At 49.8% G+C, this 22044-nt stretch carries 17 protein-coding genes, 3 tRNA genes and 4 rRNA genes; 12 read left to right on the forward strand and 12 right to left on the reverse strand.

The genetic code is table 11. The features are described from left to right. The first annotated feature begins 17 nt into the window (after nt 1-17). Genes GHC22_RS02065 through GHC22_RS02080 form a run of 4 tightly spaced genes read left to right on the forward strand, consistent with a single transcriptional unit; the run spans nt 18 to nt 2214 of the window. The gene (locus tag GHC22_RS02065) at nt 18-560 is read left to right on the forward strand and encodes a type I DNA topoisomerase (protein WP_008786284.1); all 543 of its coding nucleotides are present in this window, start codon (nt 18-20) and stop codon (nt 558-560) included. 4 nt (nt 561-564) lie between these two features. Next, complete coding sequence (gene tsaC / locus GHC22_RS02070; protein WP_008786283.1) at nt 565-1137, forward strand: L-threonylcarbamoyladenylate synthase type 1 TsaC; 573 nt, start codon at nt 565-567, stop codon at nt 1135-1137. A gap of 1 nt (nt 1138) precedes the next feature. Continuing rightward, nucleotides 1139-1960 (forward strand): shikimate dehydrogenase, encoded by an 822-nt coding sequence (aroE, locus tag GHC22_RS02075; protein ID WP_100271850.1) that lies wholly within the window; start codon nt 1139-1141, stop codon nt 1958-1960. Further along, nucleotides 1957-2214, forward strand: coding sequence for a DUF1488 domain-containing protein (locus GHC22_RS02080; RefSeq protein WP_008786281.1), 258 nt, complete (start codon nt 1957-1959; stop codon nt 2212-2214). Before aroE ends, GHC22_RS02080 begins: the two co-directional genes overlap by 4 nt. Here the strand turns inward: GHC22_RS02080 and GHC22_RS02085 are convergent. Then, nucleotides 2190-2744: a gamma carbonic anhydrase family protein gene (locus GHC22_RS02085; RefSeq protein WP_003031171.1), complete on the reverse strand. Its 555-nt coding sequence runs from the start codon at nt 2742-2744 to the stop codon at nt 2190-2192. The two genes, GHC22_RS02080 and GHC22_RS02085, sit on opposite strands and share 25 nt — an antisense overlap. A 474-nt stretch (nt 2745-3218) precedes the next feature. On the opposite strand from GHC22_RS02085, the gene GHC22_RS02090 reads away from it, so the two are divergent. From GHC22_RS02090 to rrf (GHC22_RS02120), 7 genes are all read left to right on the forward strand, one after another. Then, nucleotides 3219-4760, forward strand: a 16S ribosomal RNA gene (locus tag GHC22_RS02090). Between the two features lie 71 nt (nt 4761-4831). Further along, a tRNA-Ile gene (locus tag GHC22_RS02095) sits at nt 4832-4908 on the forward strand. Between the two features lie 105 nt (nt 4909-5013). Further along, a tRNA-Ala gene (locus GHC22_RS02100) sits at nt 5014-5089 on the forward strand. A 208-nt stretch (nt 5090-5297) separates the two neighbouring features. Continuing rightward, nucleotides 5298-8205, forward strand: a 23S ribosomal RNA gene (locus tag GHC22_RS02105). A 97-nt stretch (nt 8206-8302) separates the two neighbouring features. After that, a 5S ribosomal RNA gene (gene rrf / locus GHC22_RS02110) occupies nt 8303-8418 on the forward strand. 14 nt (nt 8419-8432) lie between these two features. Further along, nucleotides 8433-8508 (forward strand) — tRNA-Thr (locus GHC22_RS02115). A gap of 38 nt (nt 8509-8546) precedes the next feature. Further along, a 5S ribosomal RNA gene (rrf, locus tag GHC22_RS02120) occupies nt 8547-8662 on the forward strand. Together the 16S, 23S and 5S rRNA genes with 3 tRNA genes alongside form the textbook arrangement of a ribosomal RNA operon. Nucleotides 8663-8782: 120 nt before the next feature. On the opposite strand, the gene GHC22_RS02125 is transcribed toward rrf (GHC22_RS02120), so the two are convergent. The 7 genes from GHC22_RS02125 to GHC22_RS02155 all read right to left on the reverse strand — a co-directional run bounded on the left by GHC22_RS02125 (nt 8783) and on the right by GHC22_RS02155 (nt 18177). Further along, nucleotides 8783-9541 carry an amino acid ABC transporter ATP-binding protein gene (locus GHC22_RS02125; protein WP_003025300.1) on the reverse strand — a complete coding sequence of 253 codons (759 nt, stop codon included), beginning with the start codon at nt 9539-9541 and terminating at the stop codon, nt 8783-8785. Between the two features lie 7 nt (nt 9542-9548). After that, nucleotides 9549-10652, reverse strand: coding sequence for an amino acid ABC transporter permease (locus GHC22_RS02130; protein WP_063941628.1), 1104 nt, complete (start codon nt 10650-10652; stop codon nt 9549-9551). Nucleotides 10653-10661: 9 nt separating this feature from the next. After that, nucleotides 10662-11843, reverse strand: coding sequence for an amino acid ABC transporter permease (locus GHC22_RS02135; RefSeq protein ID WP_003844801.1), 1182 nt, complete (start codon nt 11841-11843; stop codon nt 10662-10664). Between the two features lie 69 nt (nt 11844-11912). Beyond that, nucleotides 11913-12938, reverse strand: a complete 1026-nt coding sequence (locus GHC22_RS02140; protein WP_048225761.1) for an amino acid ABC transporter substrate-binding protein — start codon at nt 12936-12938, stop codon at nt 11913-11915. Nucleotides 12939-13398: 460 nt separating this feature from the next. Then, nucleotides 13399-13620, reverse strand: a complete 222-nt coding sequence (locus GHC22_RS02145) for a lipoprotein (protein ID WP_003025292.1) — start codon at nt 13618-13620, stop codon at nt 13399-13401. A gap of 271 nt (nt 13621-13891) precedes the next feature. Beyond that, on the reverse strand, nt 13892-17005 hold the full coding sequence (locus tag GHC22_RS02150) for an efflux RND transporter permease subunit (protein ID WP_153752130.1): 3114 nt from the start codon (nt 17003-17005) through the stop codon (nt 13892-13894). An 11-nt stretch (nt 17006-17016) separates the two neighbouring features. After that, the gene (locus GHC22_RS02155) at nt 17017-18177 is read right to left on the reverse strand and encodes an efflux RND transporter periplasmic adaptor subunit (protein ID WP_008785974.1); all 1161 of its coding nucleotides are present in this window, start codon (nt 18175-18177) and stop codon (nt 17017-17019) included. A 412-nt stretch (nt 18178-18589) separates the two neighbouring features. Between GHC22_RS02155 and envR the strand changes: the two genes are divergently transcribed. Further along, nucleotides 18590-19246, forward strand: coding sequence for an acrEF/envCD operon transcriptional regulator (envR, locus tag GHC22_RS02160; protein ID WP_048225757.1), 657 nt, complete (start codon nt 18590-18592; stop codon nt 19244-19246). A 46-nt stretch (nt 19247-19292) separates the two neighbouring features. Here envR and GHC22_RS02165 read toward each other — a convergent pair whose 3' ends face one another. From GHC22_RS02165 to dusB, 4 genes are all read right to left on the reverse strand, one after another. Continuing rightward, nucleotides 19293-19457, reverse strand: a complete 165-nt coding sequence (locus tag GHC22_RS02165; RefSeq protein WP_003025279.1) for a DUF2556 family protein — start codon at nt 19455-19457, stop codon at nt 19293-19295. Between the two features lie 82 nt (nt 19458-19539). After that, the gene (gene yhdJ, locus GHC22_RS02170) at nt 19540-20424 is read right to left on the reverse strand and encodes an adenine-specific DNA-methyltransferase (protein ID WP_032945161.1); all 885 of its coding nucleotides are present in this window, start codon (nt 20422-20424) and stop codon (nt 19540-19542) included. Between the two features lie 88 nt (nt 20425-20512). Then, on the reverse strand, nt 20513-20809 hold the full coding sequence (fis, locus tag GHC22_RS02175) for a DNA-binding transcriptional regulator Fis (protein ID WP_000462905.1): 297 nt from the start codon (nt 20807-20809) through the stop codon (nt 20513-20515). A gap of 25 nt (nt 20810-20834) precedes the next feature. Beyond that, the gene (gene dusB / locus GHC22_RS02180; RefSeq protein WP_008785970.1) at nt 20835-21800 is read right to left on the reverse strand and encodes a tRNA dihydrouridine synthase DusB; all 966 of its coding nucleotides are present in this window, start codon (nt 21798-21800) and stop codon (nt 20835-20837) included. Between the last annotated feature and the right edge of the window lie 244 nt (nt 21801-22044).

Genomic DNA, 22044 nt, shown 5'->3' on the forward strand with positions numbered 1-22044 from the left:
ATTCAGTATGAGTTGTTATGGCTAAATCAGCACTGTTCACGGTGCGTAAAAACGAGCCCTGCCCACAATGCGGGGCTGAACTGGTTATTCGTTCCGGGAAACACGGTCCGTTTCTCGGTTGTTCACACTATCCAGAATGCGATTACATCCGTCCGCTGAAATCTTCCGCGGACGGACATGTTGTCAAAGTTCTGGAGGGTAAGCTTTGTCCTGCATGTGGCGCTGAGCTGGTGCTGAGACAGGGACGATTCGGTATGTTTATTGGATGCAGTGACTATCCTGCGTGCGATCACACCGAGCTCATCGACAAGCCTGATGAAACAGCAATAGTCTGTCCTCAATGCCAGACTGGTCATCTTGTCCAGCGGCGTTCCCGTTATGGCAAAACCTTTTACTCCTGCGATCGCTATCCGGAGTGCCAGTTTGTCATTAACTTCAAACCGTTAGCCGGAGAATGTCCTGAGTGTCATTATCCGCTTCTCATCGAAAAGAAAACCGCGCAGGGTGTGAAGCATTTCTGTGCCAGTAAACAATGTGGAAAGCCGATTTCGGCGGAATAAAAAAGTGAATAATAGCCTGCCCACAGACGCTATCGCTGCGGCGATAGCGGTTCTGAAACAAGAAAAAGTCATCGCCTATCCAACTGAAGCTGTATTTGGTGTCGGCTGCGACCCCGATAGCGAAACGGCTGTAACCCGTTTGTTGGCGCTAAAACAACGTCCGGTCGATAAAGGGTTAATTTTAATCGCGTCAAACTTTGAACAACTTAAACCATATATCGACGATAGCATGCTCACCGATGCTCAACGTGACGCTGTTTTCGCCCGTTGGCCTGGTCCTGTTACCTTCGTTTTCCCAGCGCTTGCGACAACGCCACGCTGGTTGACCGGGCGCTTTGATTCTCTGGCTGTTCGCGTCACCGATCACCCGCTGGTGGTTGCGTTGTGCCAGGCTTATGGCAAACCGTTAGTTTCTACCAGTGCTAATTTGAGTGGCTTACCGCCTTGCAGAACGGTAGAGGAAGTTCGCGCACAGTTCGGTACAGACTTTCCCGTGGTTGAAGGGGAGACCGGGGGGCGTTTGAATCCTTCGGAGATCCGTGATGCTCTGACAGGTGAACAGTTTCGACAGGGGTAATATGAAAGAAGCCTATGCTGTTTTTGGTAATCCGATAGCGCACAGTAAATCGCCCTTTATTCATCAGCAATTTGCAGAGCAGCTGAAGATTGATCACTCCTACGGGCGTGTATTGGCACCCATCAATGATTTTGTGAATACCCTGAACGCTTTTTTTGCTGAGGGCGGGAAGGGGGCAAATGTCACCGTGCCTTTTAAAGAAGAGGCATTTGCACGTGCCGATGAACTAACGGAGCGGGCATCGCTTGCTGGAGCGGTCAACACCCTTAAACGGCTGGAGGATGGGCGTTTACTGGGAGACAACACGGATGGTATCGGCTTGTTGAGCGATCTTGAGCGTTTATCTTTCATTCGTCCCGGATCGCGAGTTCTGCTGATTGGTGCGGGTGGTGCATCCCGTGGAGTTTTATTACCTCTTCTTTCTATGGATTGTGCGGTGACTATTGTTAACCGTACCGCTTCGCGTGCTGAAGAGCTGGCACAAATCTTCTCCCATACCGGCAGCGTACAGGCGGTAGGAATGGACGAGCTTGATAATTACAGTTTTGATTTGATTATTAACGCGACATCCAGCGGAATTAGCGGTGAGATCCCGGCTATTCCGACATCTCTTATTCACTCATCTGTCTATTGTTATGACATGTTTTATCAGAAAGGAGATACACCGTTCCTCTCCTGGTGTGCCGAACATGGGGCGAAACAATATGCTGATGGCCTGGGTATGCTGGTGGGGCAAGCAGCGCACGCCGTTTTACTCTGGCATGGGGTTTTGCCGCAGATTGAGCCCGTCATTAAAATCATGCAGCAGGAATTATCGGCATGAATCAGGCGATCCAGTTTCCCGATCGAGAAGAATGGCGCACGGATGTCAACGCCGTTGTGTTTCCGGCGATGGTTCATGGTATGCAGTTAACATGTGCCATATCTGGAGAGATGCTGGCGTCCCGCTTTGGCGGCGACACGCCTGAACAGTGGTTAGAAATCTTTCAACAGCATCGCTGGGATCTGGAAGAAGAAGCTGAAGGATTGATCCAGGCCCAGCAGGAAGATGCTCAAGGTTGGGTGTGGTTACTCTGACTTAAATATTCATCTTTCCACTTAACATAGTTGTTAGCTGAATATTGTAAGCCTGCTTTCTCTTCATCGCTTAATGGACGGATTTGTTTAACCGGGCTTCCCAGGTACAGATACCCGCTTTCCAGGCGTTTGTTTTGGGGAACCAGGCTCCCAGCCCCAATCATAACGTCGTCTTCTACTACCACGCCATCCAGCAGAATCGAACCCATGCCGACTAATACGCGGTTGCCAATGATACAGCCGTGTAGCATGACCTTATGACCGACCGTTACATCCTCACCCACGATCAATGGATTACCCTGCGGATTAGACGTGGATTTATGTGTGACATGGAGAACGCTGCCGTCCTGAATGTTTGTACGGGCACCAATTTGCACATAGTTAACGTCGCCACGAATGGCGACCAGTGGCCAAATTCCGACATCATCAGCCAAACGGGCATCACCAATGACGACACTGCTGGTGTCGATCATTACGCGATTTCCGATCTGTGGGAAAAGATCCTTATAAGGACGCAGTACATCAGACATGTTTACCTCAACGAAAATAGAGCAGTAATGAAGACTTTGGTTGGATTATTGAGACTGTGCAAGTGGTTTAGCTATCAAAAATCAGCCAAATTGCGCAGGAATGTAGCGAAAGGAGTGAAAAACAAGCATTCAGAAAAAAAGATCCAAAAAATACTTGTGCTAAAAAATGGGATCCCTATAATGCGCCTCCATCGACACGGCGGATGTGAATCACTTCACGCAAACAGCCGGTTCGGTTGAAGAGAAAAACCTGAAAATGAGGGTTGACTCTGAAAGAGGAAAGCGTAATATACGCCACCTCGCGACAGAGCGCTAAAGCGCGTCGAAACTGCTCTTTAACAATTTATCAGACAATCTGTGTGGGCACTCGAAGATACGGATTCTTAACGTCGCAAGACGAAAAATGAATACCAAGTCTCAACGAGTGAACACGTAATTCATTACGAAGTTTAATTCATTGAGCATCAAACTTTTAAATTGAAGAGTTTGATCATGGCTCAGATTGAACGCTGGCGGCAGGCCTAACACATGCAAGTCGAACGGTAGCACAGAGGAGCTTGCTCCTTGGGTGACGAGTGGCGGACGGGTGAGTAATGTCTGGGAAACTGCCCGATGGAGGGGGATAACTACTGGAAACGGTAGCTAATACCGCATAACGTCGCAAGACCAAAGAGGGGGACCTTCGGGCCTCTTGCCATCGGATGTGCCCAGATGGGATTAGCTAGTAGGTGGGGTAACGGCTCACCTAGGCGACGATCCCTAGCTGGTCTGAGAGGATGACCAGCCACACTGGAACTGAGACACGGTCCAGACTCCTACGGGAGGCAGCAGTGGGGAATATTGCACAATGGGCGCAAGCCTGATGCAGCCATGCCGCGTGTATGAAGAAGGCCTTCGGGTTGTAAAGTACTTTCAGCGAGGAGGAAGGTGTTGTGGTTAATAACCGCAGCAATTGACGTTACTCGCAGAAGAAGCACCGGCTAACTCCGTGCCAGCAGCCGCGGTAATACGGAGGGTGCAAGCGTTAATCGGAATTACTGGGCGTAAAGCGCACGCAGGCGGTCTGTCAAGTCGGATGTGAAATCCCCGGGCTCAACCTGGGAACTGCATCCGAAACTGGCAGGCTAGAGTCTTGTAGAGGGGGGTAGAATTCCAGGTGTAGCGGTGAAATGCGTAGAGATCTGGAGGAATACCGGTGGCGAAGGCGGCCCCCTGGACAAAGACTGACGCTCAGGTGCGAAAGCGTGGGGAGCAAACAGGATTAGATACCCTGGTAGTCCACGCCGTAAACGATGTCGACTTGGAGGTTGTGCCCTTGAGGCGTGGCTTCCGGAGCTAACGCGTTAAGTCGACCGCCTGGGGAGTACGGCCGCAAGGTTAAAACTCAAATGAATTGACGGGGGCCCGCACAAGCGGTGGAGCATGTGGTTTAATTCGATGCAACGCGAAGAACCTTACCTACTCTTGACATCCAGAGAACTTAGCAGAGATGCTTTGGTGCCTTCGGGAACTCTGAGACAGGTGCTGCATGGCTGTCGTCAGCTCGTGTTGTGAAATGTTGGGTTAAGTCCCGCAACGAGCGCAACCCTTATCCTTTGTTGCCAGCGGTTCGGCCGGGAACTCAAAGGAGACTGCCAGTGATAAACTGGAGGAAGGTGGGGATGACGTCAAGTCATCATGGCCCTTACGAGTAGGGCTACACACGTGCTACAATGGCATATACAAAGAGAAGCGACCTCGCGAGAGCAAGCGGACCTCATAAAGTATGTCGTAGTCCGGATTGGAGTCTGCAACTCGACTCCATGAAGTCGGAATCGCTAGTAATCGTGGATCAGAATGCCACGGTGAATACGTTCCCGGGCCTTGTACACACCGCCCGTCACACCATGGGAGTGGGTTGCAAAAGAAGTAGGTAGCTTAACCTTCGGGAGGGCGCTTACCACTTTGTGATTCATGACTGGGGTGAAGTCGTAACAAGGTAACCGTAGGGGAACCTGCGGTTGGATCACCTCCTTACCTTAAAGAACCGACCTTTGTAGTGCTCACACAGATTGTCTGATGAAAATTAGCAGTAAGAAAATCTCTGCAGGCTTGTAGCTCAGGTGGTTAGAGCGCACCCCTGATAAGGGTGAGGTCGGTGGTTCAAGTCCACTCAGGCCTACCAAATTCTTTCTGATACCGCGTTGTGAAACGACTCGCATACTTCTGTATGCTTCACCGTTCCACGCCTTGTCTCAGCAAGAATTAAGGTGAATGAGATAACTACGATGGGGCTATAGCTCAGCTGGGAGAGCGCCTGCCTTGCACGCAGGAGGTCTGCGGTTCGATCCCGCATAGCTCCACCATCCTTACTGCAAAAACACAAGAAAACTTCAGAGTGTACCTGAAAAGGTTCACTGCGAAGTTTTGCTCTTTAAAAATCTGGATCAAGCTGAAAATTGAAACGACACACTGTTTCATTTCTCCGTAATAAGAAATGAAAAGCGGTGTGTTCGAGTCTCTCAAATTTTTGCAAGTCGATGATGAATCGAAAGAAACATCTTCGGGTTGTGAGGTTAAGCGACTAAGCGTACACGGTGGATGCCCTGGCAGTCAGAGGCGATGAAGGACGTGCTAATCTGCGATAAGCGTCGGTAAGGTGATATGAACCGTTATAACCGGCGATTTCCGAATGGGGAAACCCAGTGTGATTCGTCACACTATCATTACGTGAATACATAGCGTAATGAAGCGAACCGGGGGAACTGAAACATCTAAGTACCCCGAGGAAAAGAAATCAACCGAGATTCCCCCAGTAGCGGCGAGCGAACGGGGAGCAGCCCAGAGTCTGAATCAGCATGTGTGTTAGTGGAAGCGTCTGGAAAGTCGCACGATACAGGGTGAAAGTCCCGTACACAAAAGTGCATGTGTTGTGAACTCGAAGAGTAGGGCGGGACACGTGGTATCCTGTCTGAATATGGGGGGACCATCCTCCAAGGCTAAATACTCCTGACTGACCGATAGTGAACCAGTACCGTGAGGGAAAGGCGAAAAGAACCCCGGCGAGGGGAGTGAAAAAGAACCTGAAACCGTGTACGTACAAGCAGTGGGAGCACCCTTTGGGGTGTGACTGCGTACCTTTTGTATAATGGGTCAGCGACTTATATTCTGTAGCAAGGTTAACCGAATAGGGGAGCCGAAGGGAAACCGAGTCTTAACTGGGCGTTAAGTTGCAGGGTATAGACCCGAAACCCGGTGATCTAGCCATGGGCAGGTTGAAGGTTGGGTAACACTAACTGGAGGACCGAACCGACTAATGTTGAAAAATTAGCGGATGACTTGTGGCTGGGGGTGAAAGGCCAATCAAACCGGGAGATAGCTGGTTCTCCCCGAAAGCTATTTAGGTAGCGCCTCGTGAACTCATCTTCGGGGGTAGAGCACTGTTTCGGCTAGGGGGTCATCCCGACTTACCAACCCGATGCAAACTGCGAATACCGAAGAATGTTATCACGGGAGACACACGGCGGGTGCTAACGTCCGTCGTGAAGAGGGAAACAACCCAGACCGCCAGCTAAGGTCCCAAAGTCATGGTTAAGTGGGAAACGATGTGGGAAGGCACAGACAGCCAGGATGTTGGCTTAGAAGCAGCCATCATTTAAAGAAAGCGTAATAGCTCACTGGTCGAGTCGGCCTGCGCGGAAGATGTAACGGGGCTAAACCATGCACCGAAGCTGCGGCAGCGACACTATGTGTTGTTGGGTAGGGGAGCGTTCTGTAAGCCGTTGAAGGTGTATCGTGAGGTATGCTGGAGGTATCAGAAGTGCGAATGCTGACATAAGTAACGATAATGCGGGTGAAAAACCCGCACGCCGGAAGACCAAGGGTTCCTGTCCAACGTTAATCGGGGCAGGGTGAGTCGACCCCTAAGGCGAGGCCGAAAGGCGTAGTCGATGGGAAACAGGTTAATATTCCTGTACTTGGTGTTACTGCGAAGGGGGGACGGAGAAGGCTATGTTAGCCGGGCGACGGTTGTCCCGGTTTAAGCATGTAGGCGGAGGTTCCAGGTAAATCCGGTACCTTATTAACGCTGAGGTGTGATGACGAGGCACTACGGTGCTGAAGTAACAAATGCCCTGCTTCCAGGAAAAGCCTCTAAGCATCAGGTAACACGAAATCGTACCCCAAACCGACACAGGTGGTCAGGTAGAGAATACCAAGGCGCTTGAGAGAACTCGGGTGAAGGAACTAGGCAAAATGGTGCCGTAACTTCGGGAGAAGGCACGCTGATATGTAGGTGAAGTGGTTTACCCATGGAGCTGAAATCAGTCGAAGATACCAGCTGGCTGCAACTGTTTATTAAAAACACAGCACTGTGCAAACACGAAAGTGGACGTATACGGTGTGACGCCTGCCCGGTGCCGGAAGGTTAATTGATGGGGTTATCCGTAAGGAGAAGCTCTTGATCGAAGCCCCGGTAAACGGCGGCCGTAACTATAACGGTCCTAAGGTAGCGAAATTCCTTGTCGGGTAAGTTCCGACCTGCACGAATGGCGTAATGATGGCCAGGCTGTCTCCACCCGAGACTCAGTGAAATTGAACTCGCTGTGAAGATGCAGTGTACCCGCGGCAAGACGGAAAGACCCCGTGAACCTTTACTATAGCTTGACACTGAACACTGGTCCTTGATGTGTAGGATAGGTGGGAGGCTTTGAAGTGTGGACGCCAGTCTGCATGGAGCCATCCTTGAAATACCACCCTTTAATGGCTGGTGTTCTAACGTAGACCCGTAATCCGGGTTGCGGACAGTGTCTGGTGGGTAGTTTGACTGGGGCGGTCTCCTCCTAAAGAGTAACGGAGGAGCACGAAGGTTAGCTAATCCTGGTCGGACATCAGGAGGTTAGTGCAAAGGCATAAGCTAGCTTGACTGCGAGAGTGACGGCTCGAGCAGGTGCGAAAGCAGGTCTTAGTGATCCGGTGGTTCTGAATGGAAGGGCCATCGCTCAACGGATAAAAGGTACTCCGGGGATAACAGGCTGATACCGCCCAAGAGTTCATATCGACGGCGGTGTTTGGCACCTCGATGTCGGCTCATCACATCCTGGGGCTGAAGTAGGTCCCAAGGGTATGGCTGTTCGCCATTTAAAGTGGTACGCGAGCTGGGTTTAGAACGTCGTGAGACAGTTCGGTCCCTATCTGCCGTGGGCGCTGGAGAATTGAGGGGGGCTGCTCCTAGTACGAGAGGACCGGAGTGGACGCATCACTGGTGTTCGGGTTGTCATGCCAATGGCATTGCCCGGTAGCTAAATGCGGAAGAGATAAGTGCTGAAAGCATCTAAGCACGAAACTTGCCCCGAGATGAGTTCTCCCTGACTCCCTGAGAGTCCTGAAGGAACGTTGAAGACGACGACGTTGATAGGTCGGGTGTGTAAGTGTAGCGATACATTGAGCTAACCGATACTAATGAACCGTGAGGCTTAACCTTACAACGCCGAAGATGTTTTGGCGAAGAGACATCGAAATTCAGCTTGATTACAGATTACATCGACATGCCCAGGAGGTGTGTTGATGAACAGAATTTGCCTGGCGGCTGTAGCGCGGTGGTCCCACCTGACCCCATGCCGAACTCAGAAGTGAAACGCCGTAGCGCCGATGGTAGTGTGGGGTCTCCCCATGCGAGAGTAGGGAACTGCCAGGCATCAAATTTAGTGTGCTGATATGGCTCAGTTGGTAGAGCGCACCCTTGGTAAGGGTGAGGTCCCCAGTTCGACTCTGGGTATCAGCACCAGTTTTTCGGTTAAAGTTCGGCACTTAGAAAAGAATTTGTCTGGCGGCTGTAGCGCGGTGGTCCCACCTGACCCCATGCCGAACTCAGAAGTGAAACGCCGTAGCGCCGATGGTAGTGTGGGGTCTCCCCATGCGAGAGTAGGGAACTGCCAGACATCAAATAAAAGCGAAAGGCTCAGTCGAAAGACTGGGCCTTTTGTTTTATCTGTTGTTTGTCGGCGAGCGCTCTCCTGAGGAGGACAAATCCACCGGAACTGTATCCGGCATATATATATTTAATGAATAACCTGCGATAAAAACGCGCGAGTGCGTTCCGATTTGGGGTGAGCAAAAAACTCATCCGGTGGTGCCTGTTCCACAATCTCGCCAAGATCCATAAAGATCACCCGGTCAGCTACTGTGCGGGCAAAGCCCATTTCATGGGTTACACATAGCATGGTCATGCCCGATTGCGCCAGACCTATCATGGTATCCAGCACTTCTTTTACCATTTCAGGATCCAACGCTGATGTGGGTTCATCAAATAACATGATTTTGGGTTTCATACACAGCGAGCGTGCAATGGCCACGCGCTGTTGTTGTCCACCAGAGATTTGCCCGGGATATTTATGTGCATGTTCGGCAATGCGGACCCGCTCAAGGTAGTGCATTGCCAGTACTTCAGCCTCTTTTTTCGGCATCTTTTGCACCCAGATAGGCGCCAGCGTGCAGTTTTGCAAGACAGTTAAATGAGGAAAGAGATTAAAGTGCTGAAAGACCATGCCAACTTCTTGTCGGACGCGCTCAATATTGCGGATGTCTTCATTGAGCTCAATCCCATCCACTACAATGCGTCCTTGCTGATGTTCTTCCAGATGGTTAATACAGCGGATAGTTGTCGATTTACCCGAACCGGAAGGCCCGCATAATACGATGCGCTCTCCCTGTTTTACCTTCAGGTTGATGTTTTTCAGGACATGAAACTGTCCGTACCATTTGTTGACGTTTTCCAGCGTAATCATCGCGTCGGTAGACGGCATTAATAATTGGCTCATAAATTCCTCAGTGCGGTGTACGCCCGGTGTTAAAACGTTTTTCCAGATGCTGGCTGTAACGCGACATACTGAAACAGAAGATCCAGTAAATCAGTGCAGCGAAAACATATCCTTCTGTCGACATACCCAGCCACGCAGGGTCCACAGTTGCCTGCTGCACGCTACTGAAGAGATCAAACAGACCGATGATGATGACCAGGCTGGTATCCTTGAACAGGGCGATAATCGTGTTAACCAGACCCGGGATAACCAGCTTGAGGGCTTGCGGAAGAATGACCAGCCCCTGAGTTTTCCAGTACCCTAGCGCCAGTGATTCCGCGGCCTCATACTGACCTTTCGGTAGGGCCTGTAACCCTCCGCGAACCACTTCTGCGACATAGGCCGACTGGAAAAGAATAACGCCGACCAGCGCCCGGATAAGCTTGTCGATACTGGTTCCTTCGGACATAAACAGAGGAAGCATGACCGAGGACATAAACAGAACGGTAATCAACGGTACACCGCGCCAGAACTCAATGAAAATGACGGATAAAACCCGCACGACTGGCATATGGGAACGACGTCCCAACGCCAGTAAAATACCCCATGGAAGCGCGCCTGCAATCCCCACGGATGCAATAATAAGCGTCAGTGTTAATCCACCCCACTGCCGGGTTTCTACGCGTTCAAGCCCGAAAAAACCACCGTACATCAGCCACCAGACGACAATCGGATATATGACTGCCCAGATGGCGATATAACGGCCTCGGTGGGGAATGGTTTTCCAGAACATCGGAACAATAGAAACCAGACCAATTATCAGGGCCAGATTTACGCGCCAACGCTGATCGTGTGGATAAAGCCCATACATGAATTGCCCGAAGCGTTCATGGATGAACACCCAGCAGGCTCCGGCTTTGGTACAGTCTGCCCGGGTAGAACCGACCCAGTTGGCCTGAAAGAATACCCAGTTCAACAGTGGTGGAAGAAATGACCAAATCAGCCATACGCATAGCAGGGTGAGCAGGCTATTTGACCAACTGGAGAACAGGTTTTTACGCACCCAGAGTAGACTGCGGCTTGCCGGATTGCTGCGCTGGCGCGAGGGGTGAGACAGCAGTGCTTTTGTCATCATGGCTCCTTAGCGCTCAATCAGTGCAATACGGCGGTTATAAATATTCATCAGCAAAGAAATACTCAGACTGATGATCAGGTATACCGACATGGTGATGGCGATCGTTTCAATGGCTTGCCCTGTTTGATTGAGTACCGTGCCGGCAAACAGTGAAACCATGTCCGGATAACCAATGGCGGCCGCAAGAGAAGAGTTCTTGACGATATTCAGGTACTGGCTGGTCAGTGGGGGAATGATGACGCGTAGCGCCTGCGGGATGATTACCTGGCGTAGCGTCACCGGATTTGGCAGACCCAGCGAGCGTGCGGCTTCATGTTGGCCGTAAGGAACGGCCTGAATGCCCGCCCGAATAATTTCTGCAATAAATGCCGAGGTATATACCGAAAGCGCCAGAGTCAATGCCGCCAGTTCAGGAATAAGCACCATACCGCCACGGAAGTTAAAACCACGGAGCGCGGGAATATCCCAGTGAAGCGCAGCGCCAAACATCCACTGTGAAATCACCGGTAAAAGTACGATCAACGCCAGAGCTGTGGGCCAGGTCCGACGTAGCTGACCGGTTTTGGTCTGATGCATTCTGTTGAAGCGAAATAATCCGATGGTGACGACGATAGCGATAACGACAGCGGTGCAAAAGGCAAAAAAACCTTCTCCCATTTGCGGGGCCGGAATATAGAGCCCCCGGTTACTCAGGAACATCAAATCCAGCGCGTTAACGGCCTGGCGTGGGCCGGGCAGATTACGTAATACGGCGAAATACCAGAAGAAGATCTGCAGCAGCGGCGGTATATTGCGGAACGTTTCGATGTAGATCGTCGAGAGCTTTCGCAATAACCAGTTATCTGACAGGCGTGCTAGTCCGAGAAAGAAACCGAGAATTGATGCGAAAACAATGCACAGTGCTGAAACTAACAGAGTATTGAGCAGGCCGACCACAAAGACACGACCATACGTATCGCCTTGCTCGTAATCGATCAGATGCTGGACAATGCCAAATCCTGCGCTGCGATCGAGAAAAGAAAACCCCGAGGTAATACCGCTATTGTTCAGGTTATTTATCGTGTTATGAATGAGATAGACCGCAATGCTGATAACCGCAATGACGGCGAGTATTTGAAATAACCAGGCGCGGACCGCAGGGTTAGAAAAGGATAACGATCCTTTTACGGTTGAGCGGCGATGGAACATAAGAAAACCTCAGTAACTATGACTCTGGGCTGAGCGCCGCAGTTGCGGCGCCCGTTACATCACTACGCATTAGCGCACCGGTGGCGCATACTGAATGCCACCGTTATTCCAGAGGTTGTTCTGTCCACGTTTGATCTTCAGCGGACTTTCCGATCCAACGTTACGTTCAAAGATCTCCGAATAGTTACCAACTTGCTTGATAATGTTGTAGGCCCATTTGTTATCAAGCTTCAGATCCTTGCCATAATCCCCTTCTTTACCCAACAGGTGTGCCATATCCGGTGTTGCTGGATTAGCCGCTTTGTCATCGACGTTTTTCGAGTTAACACCCATTTCTTCCGCATTTAGCATGGCGAACAGCGTCCAGCGAACAATGGAGAACCACTCATCGTCCCCACGACGTACGACAGGTCCCAGAGGTTCTTTAGAAATAACTTCTGGCAGGACGATCCATTCCGCAGGATTACTCAGCTTGATGCGTAGGGCATACAGCTGAGACTGGTCGGAAGCCAGCGTATCGCAACGTCCAGATTCCAGAGCTTTGGCTGATTCATCCGAACGGTCAAAGGTGACGGGGGTGTACTTCATCTTGTTGGCTTTAAAGTAGTCGGCCACGTTTAGTTCGGTATCGGTTCCCGCCTGAATACAGACCGTTGCACCATCCAGTTCTTTAGCGCTCTTCAGGCCTGCTTTATTATGGGTAAGAAAACCAATGCCGTCGTAATACGTTACACCAGTGAAGGACATGCCCATACCGGCATCACGAGAAGAGGTCCACGTGGTATTACGAGAGAGCATGTCGACTTCACCAGACTGTAATGCGGTAAAGCGTTCCTTGGCGGTGAGCGGGGTATATTTTACTTTGCTATCATCGCCAAATACGGCGGAGGCAACGCCACGACATACATCAACATCAATACCCGAGAACTTGCCGCTTGCATCGGCGTAAGAAAAGCCAGGCAAGCCGTCGCTGATCCCACATTGCACAAACCCTTTTTTCTTTACGGCATCAAGTGTTGCGCCGGCATGTGCCTGATTTGCAACAGCAAGCAGCACACCGGCCGCAGCCAGGCTGGCGATTATCATCTTTTTCATAGAGCATCCTGTGTGGAGGAATTATTGTTATGGAAACGTTCTGAAAACGTCTTTTACCTGTCAGTGGCTTTGGCCATACTCTTTTAAGCAAAGGTAGTGCCAGTTTTTTGCGCCTGATTATTCGACGCAATATGCAGAGTGTAGACAGGAAAAAATAAATGCAGCGCCCCGAAGTGGTGCAAAATTGAAACGTAAGCCACATTTCGGCGCAAAAAATTTAAAAATCAGACAGGACGCGTGATAACGATTTCTGGCGTTAATATTAATGGCGTGAGAATAATGAAAAGAAAATGTGGTGTTACGAAAAACAGAAAAAATGCTAATTTCAAATCGCGGATGTGTGAGTTAAATCTATAATAATTTTATTACATGTCAGGTTCTATTAAGCAACGTTTTGTCTTATATGCAGATTTTATGCTTATTGCTAAAAGCGCGGTAATAACCGCGCTTTTAAGATGATTTATTTGGTCAGGGCGACAATCCCAAGCGTCAGTCCGGCAACGGCTGCAGCACCACCGGCGATGGCCCCGGCTGTTTCCCAGTTATCCTGGGTGGTGCCTTTCATACAGGTATTGGTATGAACCAGGCGTCCCTGATCGTCGTATACAGGTACGCAAGGAGAATCGTGTGCACAGCCAGCCAGGAATGCGGTAAGCAGTGCAACGGATATTAATCTTTTCATGGTGTTACCTCAAAAATAAGCGTTTCGCTAATAGAGCAAAGACAAACGCTAAGCCATCTGCGAACTCGGCGATTATTTTACCACTTCTTAAAAAAGGACTGACATGAGGAATAATCTCAATTCATGTGGATTGTAAAAATAATGGATAAAAAGAAAGGTCGCGGGCGCGTTTAAAGGAATGCTTTAAATGAAATAAATGGCTATCTTATTAATAAATAAAGAGGCGTAACATGGGTGAAAAAGGCGTCCGTAGACGCCTTTATTTTACAATTTAATCGTTGTGCCGACTAAAACGCCGTCTTACGACAACAAAGAAGACGGGGACGAAGAAGATAGCCAACAATGTTGCGGTCAGCATTCCTCCCATAACACCTGTACCGACCGCATTCTGCGCACCACTCCCTGCACCGTGACTGATAACCAGAGGCATAACCCCCAGAATAAAGGCCAGGGATGTCATCAGGATAGGACGAAGACGCATGCGCGATGCCTCCAGCGTCGCTTCAATCAACCCCTTGCCTTCTTTATCCATCAGGTCTTTGGCAAACTCGACGATCAGGATGGCGTTCTTAGCCGAGAGGCCGATTGTGGTTAGTAAGCCAACCTGGAAATACACATCGTTATTCATCCCACGCAGTGATGCTGCTAACAATGCGCCCACAACACCGAGCGGTACAACCAGCATCACCGAGAAAGGAATAGACCAGCTTTCATACAATGCGGCAAGGCAAAGGAAGACAACGATTAGCGAGATGGCATACAGCGCAGGTGCCTGGTTACCCGACAGCCTTTCCTGATAGGACATCCCCGTCCAGTCATGACCAATACCGTTTGGCAGTTTTTCCGCCAGGCTTTCCATCAGCGCCATTGCTTCACCGGTACTTCTGCCAGGCGCTGCTTCTCCCAGCAGTTCCATAGAAGGCATACCGTTATAGCGCTCCAGGCGCGGTGAGCCGTAGATCCAGTGTGCGGAACTGAACGTGGAGAACGGAACCATTTCGCCATTGGCGCTACGAACATACAGATTATTGATGTCTTCCGGCAACATACGGAATTTGGCATCGGCCTGTACGTACACTTTTTTCACGCGGCCACGGTCAATGAAGTCATTGACGTAATAGCCACCCAGCGCAGCGGAGATGGTTTCATTAATATCGGACAGCGAGACGCCAAGGGCCTGAGCTTTTTCCTGATCGACATCCAGCTTGAACTGTGCGGTATCCTCGAGACCGTTTGGACGCACGCGAACCAGCAGGTCAGGGTGTTTGGCAACCATGCCCAGCAGTTGGTTACGCGCTTGCGTTAACGCGGTATGTCCCAACCCGCCCTGGTCAATCAGTTCGAAGTCGAAGCCGGTTGCGGTACCCAGTTCAACAATGGCTGGCATGTTGAAAGGGAACACCAGACCATCACGAATCTGACTAAACGCTCGGGTAGCGCGGGCGATAATTGATTCAACGTTATTTTCGTTACCGCTACGTTCTTCCCAGGGCTTGAGGCTGACGAACGCCATCCCTGAGTTTTGTCCCTGGCCGCTGAAGCTAAAGCCGTTAACCGTAAAGACGCTTTCAACGTTGGCTTTTTCATTGTTCAGGTAGTAGTGGGTGACCTGATCCAGCACCTTCTGGGTGCGTTCTTGCGTGGCGCCTGCAGGAAGTTGAATCATCGTCAGGAAGACGCCCTGATCTTCCTCTGGCAGGAAGGAGGTTGGAAGGCGCATAAACAGCACCGCCATCCCGATGACGATTATCAGGTAGACGACCAGGTAACGCCCAGTTTTACGCACAATACCGCTGACGCTATTGGTGTAGTGATTGACGCTGTGATCGAATTTGGCATTGAACCAGCCAAAGAAACCGCTTCTTTTCTCGTGATGTTCAGCTGATACGGGCTTCAGCAATGTTGCACAAAGTGCGGGAGTCAGGATCAGCGCGACCAGTACTGAAAGCGCCATGGCGGAAACGATGGTGATGGAAAACTGCCGATAGATAGCCCCGGTTGAACCGCCAAAGAAGGCCATCGGGATAAATACCGCAGACAGCACCATGGCAATACCAACCAGTGCTCCCTGTATTTGTGACATGGATTTTTCCGTCGCCTCTTTGGGCGGCAGATGATCCTCCATCATCACGCGTTCTACGTTTTCCACCACCACTATCGCATCATCGACCAATAGACCGATGGCGAGTACCATGCCGAACATCGTCAGGGTGTTTATTGAGTAGCCAAACGCTGCAAGCACGGCAAATGTGCCCAACAATACGACAGGTACGGCGATGGTTGGAATGAGCGTTGCCCGGATGTTTTGCAGGAACAAATACATGACCAGGAACACCAGCACGACCGCTTCAAACAGTGTTTTTACCACTTCATGAATGGAGATGGTCACAAATGGCGTCGTGTCGTACGGGTAGACCACCTTCATTCCCTGCGGGAAGAATGGTTGCAGTTCAACCAGCTTGGCTTTAATAGCGTTCGCGGTATCCAGCGCGTTTGCCCCAGTTGCCAGCTTGATCCCAAGGCCGGATGCAGGCTTACCGTTAATACGCGCCACGACGTTGTAGTTTTCCCCGCCTAACTCGATACGCGCGACGTCTTTCAGGTGAACAACCGAACCATCGCTGTTCACGCGTAAAGTCACTTTGCCGAACTCTTCAGGGTCTTTCAGTCGCGTTTGCGCAATGATAGAAGCGTTAAGCTGCTGGTTAGGTAATGCAGGCGTCCCCCCTAACTGACCTGCGGCAATCTGATCGTTCTGTACCTTCAACTGATTGATCACATCAACCGGCGTGAGCTGATATTTGTTCAATAAGTTTGCATCCAGCCAGATGCGCATGGCGTACTGTGCACCAAACAGCTGCACGTCACCCACGCCATTCAGACGGCTGATTGAGTCTTTAACGTTCGAAGCGACGTAGTCGGAAATGTCATCCTGTGTGGTTTGTGGGTTGTCAGAAACAAAACCCGCAACCATCAAAAAGCTGCTGCTGGATTTCTCGACGCTGATCCCTTGCTGCTGAACTTCTTGCGGCAGTAGCGGAGTGGCGAGTTGCAGTTTATTTTGCACCTGCACTTGTGCGATATCGGGATCGGTACCGGACTGGAAAGTCAGTGTAATAGTCACACTCCCGGCCGAGTCGCTGGTGGAGGACATATACATCAGGTTATCGATACCATTCATATTCTGTTCGATAACCTGTGTGACTGTATCCTGAACCGTCTGTGCATCTGCACCAGGGTAGGTGGCAGAAATGGCGACCGCAGGAGGCGCAATGGTCGGGTACTGTGCCACGGGCAGTTGCATGATTGCCAGAGCACCCGCCATCATCAGAATGATAGCCAATACCCAGGCAAAGATAGGACGCCTGATAAAAAAGTTAGCCATGTCCGGTTACCTTATTGGGCTTTCGTGGCAGGGGTTTCGGTATCGGCGGTTGCTTTAACCTGAACGCCTGGACGTGCTTTCTGTAAGCCGCTCACGATAACTTTGTCACCCGGTTGCAGGCCTTCGCTGATGAGCCACTTGTCACCAATAGCTTGTGCGGCAACGACTGCGCGAGACTCAACCTGACTCTTGTCGTTAACGACCATTACGGTGGCATCACCGCGAGGAGTACGCGTTACCCCCTGCTGCGGAACGAGAATGGCATTCGGCTGGACGCCTTCATCAATGCGTGCGCGCACAAACATGCCCGGCAACAGCGTGTGCTGTGGGTTAGGGAACACGGCTCTGAGGGTGATTGAGCCGGTGCTTTCATCAACCGTCACATCAGAAAACTGCAAAGAACCTTTTAGCGGGTATGACTGACCATTTTCCATCACCAGTTCGACAGTACTGCTGGCGCTGTCTTTATGCAGACTCCCTTGTTCAACGGACTGTTTGAGGCGCATAAAGTCGTTACTGGACTGTGTCACGTCGACGTAAATGGGATCGAGCTGTTGAACGGTAGCAAGCTCTGTAGCTTGGCCATTCGTGACTAATGCACCTTCGGTGACGTTAGATTTACCGATGCGTCCGCTAATTGGCGATGTCACTTTGGTATAGGCCAGATTGATACGCGCGCTTTCGACCGCCGCTTTTGCCGCGATCACGGAGGCATCGGCCTGACGAGCATCAGCAATTGCCTGATCGTACTCTTGCTGGCTGATGTACTTGGTGCCAACCAACGGCACATAGCGTTTTACCGTTAAATGCGCGATTGCAGCCGCCGCTTCACTCTTCGCCAGTTCACCTTTGGCGCTGTCATAGTCAGCCTGATAAGTCGCGGGATCGATCTGATAAAGTGACTGTCCGGCTTCAATATCGCTTCCCTCAGTGAAATTCCGTTTAAGCACTATCCCGCTGACCTGGGGACGAACTTCTGCAATTCGGAATGCCGTTGTGCGCCCGGGTAATTCGGTCGTTACGGCTAAAGGAGCCTTTTCGACGACATGGACAGTCACCTGCGGTTCTGCGGGATGAGCTTGTGTTTCTCCCTGATCGTTACAACCGGCGAGTAATGCAGCGGAGACGATGATGAATGAGGGCAGGAGTGAAAACCTGGCATTTTTCGTCATTTCTATTCCTTAAAAAACCGAACGCTCGTTATTAACCGGGTAACGCAGGGGCGATAACGCGCACAAGAAAAATAATAGTTGGCTATCCTACAAATTATTAGCTTGCGATGTAAGCAATACTTATTTATGGGCACGATACACGGCACGTAAAAGCAAAAAAAGATTAATCGACAGCTGTTTCATTGTGGTGTTAATAGCAATACTATGATTCTCATAAACACAAATTGAAATAAACATTTGGTTTATGAATATATTTGTTGTTGGTATTCGTTTTGTTTATTCGTGTGCAAAGTCCGTAATAATATTTTTTAGAACTCGTTTAAATAAATTCTAAGTGATACATTTGTTCCGTATCGCAAATATTAGATAAGAAAGTTAATCATTCTCTACTCTACCTCAGACAGTCGGAACCATGGCCAGAAAAACGAAAGCTGATGCCCTCAAAACGCGGCAGCACCTGATAGAAACGGCAATTGTACAGTTTGCCGCACGTGGCGTAAGCAATACGACGCTAAACGACATTGCGGATGCCGCCAGCGTGACGCGTGGCGCGCTCTATTGGCATTTCGAAAATAAAACTCAATTGTTTAATGAGCTATGGTTACAACAACCACCTTTACGCGATCTTATTCAGGACAAGTTAATTGGTCGTTGGGGTGATAACCCTTTACAGCGATTGCGAGAAAAGTTTGTGGTGGGGTTACAATATATTGCAGAGAACCCTCGTCAGCAGGCATTAATGCAGATTTTATATCATAAGTGTGAATTTCATAACGATATGATATCTGAGCAGGCTATTCGCGATAAAATAGGTATCAGTCATCAAAGCATTCGTGATTCCCTGCAAAAGTGTGTAGATGACAATCTGATTGCCACCACTCTTGATTTAGATGTCATCATCATTATTCTGCACGGTAGTTTTAGCGGAATTATAAAAAACTGGTTAATGAATCCAGTGAGTTATGATCTATATGGGCAAGCTCCAGTATTAGTTGATAATGTACTAAAAATGTTAAGCCCAGACGGTAGCGTCATGCAATTAATGCAGAGTGAAAACCAGGTCGGATAGTTTTTACCGCCAGAGGCTGACGGCTGTCGAAGTGTTATCTGAGGTGCTATTCGAGGTCGACGCAGTTGACCAGCTTAAGGGGATTCACTGAGTTCATATTCCGGCACTTGTCGTGCTCTGTTGTCATCAGCTCTATCCATTGGATGAGCAGCGCATCAAAAAGAAAAACGAAGACCGCAAAAACAACCAGCCACCAATACTTGCGAATCATTCCTAAACCCTGTGTATTCATGCCCAAGTGTGCAGGGAATATACACGAAATTTTTAAGCCGAAAAGCAGACTTACAATGCCTTTACTTTGTTGAAAGATCGCCACTCTTTGCCGTCAATCGACTCTTTTTAGACAGGTTTTTTGTCTTACGTTTTTTCACCTTGGCAAGCTCAATTTCTGAAAAATGAGAACCGATACTCAGTCTTCTGAGCCCCATTTTTACGTATTCAGTATTGATCTCAATCCCGACAAACTTGCGACCCAATTCCACGGCGGTAGCTCCGGTGGTGAAGCTGCCGGCGAACGGATCGAGTACCTTGTCATCTGGGTTCGAGGACGCCAGAATTATACGCTCCAGGAGGGCTTTGGGTTTCTGGGTGGGGTGGTTTTCGTATTCGTCCATCAGATAGCGTACGCGTGGGAACTCCCAGACATTGCCCGGCACTTTTTTCTGATTGTAGGGCTGCGGCGGGTTTTTTCTGTAGTCTATTAGCGCGCGTTTAGCGCCAGTTTTGGCTTCAACCAGAATATCGTCACGATTAAATGTGTAGTTTTTCTGATCTTTGACCATCATCAGGATCGGTTCATACATCGAACCAAAGTAATTTTTGGCCTGTACCCCTGAGCTATCGTATGACCACACGATACGACTCTTGATGGTAAAAAGCGGGCGGCATTTGAGGTCAATGTACGGCATGTTCTCCGTACTGTTCATGATGTACATGGTGCCGTGTGGTTTGAGGATGCGATGGCACTCGTCGATGCACTCAAACAACCACGCCAGAAAGGTCTCTTCGTCCCAGGATTCAACCATCCCGTCAAAGTCTTTCCCGATGTTATAAGGAGGGTCAGCAAAAATGAGTTCAACGCTTTCAGACGGCAGTTTTTTCAGTTCAGTTAGCGCGTCACCCAGGATTATCTTTTTAGATTCATCGCCAAAATAGACAGGTTCACATCTCGCGTTCATCGCCAAAGCCTCCCGTGTGACGTCAATAAAAAAGGCGCTTCCCCATGCCGAGTAGCGCCTTTTAAAACAAACATTTAACTGATTAGTATCAGTTCATGCCGTATTTTTTCAGTTTTTTACGCAGCGTACCACGGTTGATGCCCATCATCAGGGCAGCACGGGTCTGGTTACCGCGGGTGTATTGCATCACCATGTCCAACAGGGGCTGTTCTACTTCAGCCAGTACCAGCTCATAGAGATCATTCACATCCTGACCATTCAATTGAGCAAAATAGTTCTTCAGTGCCTGTTTAACCGAGTCACGCAGGGGCTTTTGAGTTACCTGGTCCTGAGAGTTAACGGTAGAAACGGTCAGTACGTCAGAATTTACGCGTTGTTCGAACATAGTTCTGTCAGCTCTTTATTTCTGTTTACGCAAAATTTTCGAAGTATGCCTCCAACGCCGCCAGCTGTTCGCTGGAATCTTCAATGGCGTTGAATGTGCGCCGAAACTGGTCATCCGGAGCGTGTTCCTGGAGATACCAGGATACGTGTTTACGCGCAATTCGGTACCCTTTTGCCTGACCATAAAAGTCGTGCAGTTCCCGAATGTGCGCACAAAGCAAGCGCTTCACCTCTGCCAGAGGCAGCGGGGGCAGCAGCTCCCCAGTGTCCAGATAATGCTGGATTTCCCGAAAGATCCAGGGTCTTCCCTGAGCTGCACGTCCTATCATCAGGGCATCCGCCCCCGTATAGTCGAGTACAGCTCTGGCTTTATGCGGGTCAGTAATGTCGCCATTCGCGATAATCGGAATGGAAACTTTCTGCTTAACTGCCCGAATACTGTCGTACTCAGCATCTCCATTGAACAAACAGGCGCGGGTGCGTCCATGAATGGTCAGAGCCTGAATGCCACAGTCTTCAGCCAGTTGGGCAATCTCTACGCAGTTACGGTGTTCCGGAGCCCAGCCGGTGCGAATCTTGAGTGTGACAGGAACGTCCACTGCATTGACGACCTCGGTTAGTATCGATTTCACTAAATCCGGGTACTGCAAGAGGGCTGAACCTGCGAGCTTGCGATTCACTTTTTTAGCCGGACACCCCATATTGATATCAATAATCTGGGCGCCGCTTTCCACGTTAATACGTGCGGCATCGGCCATCTCAACAGGGTCGCTACCGGCAATTTGCACCGTGCGAATTCCTGGCTCATCAACGTGCACCATCCGTAAACGAGACTTGTCACTTTCCCAAACCTGCGGGTTAGAAGACATCATCTCGGATACTGTCAATCCTGCTCCCATCTCATAGCACAGCGTCCTGAATGGTCTGTCAGTGATGCCAGCCATAGGTGCTGCGATCAGGCGATTTCTGAGCTGGTATTGTCCGATGCGCATGAGTTAAGAAATGACCATACTGTGACTGCAAGGCGGCGTATATTACGCATTTTTCGCACGAGATGAAAGGCCAAACTTTGACCAATCCACTGAGGTGGATCAATGAATTGCCGTAAATGTGAACGCATGAAAATATTTAATCATATAAATCATCGCATTATAAAAATGTGTCGATTTTATATACACATATAATTTTGCGTAACTTCTCATTTTTTCTTCAGCTGCAGACGGTACTGACAAGATA

This window comes from Citrobacter sp. H12-3-2, from assembly GCF_009649895.1.
In the GTDB taxonomy this organism is placed as follows: domain Bacteria; phylum Pseudomonadota; class Gammaproteobacteria; order Enterobacterales; family Enterobacteriaceae; genus Citrobacter; species Citrobacter portucalensis.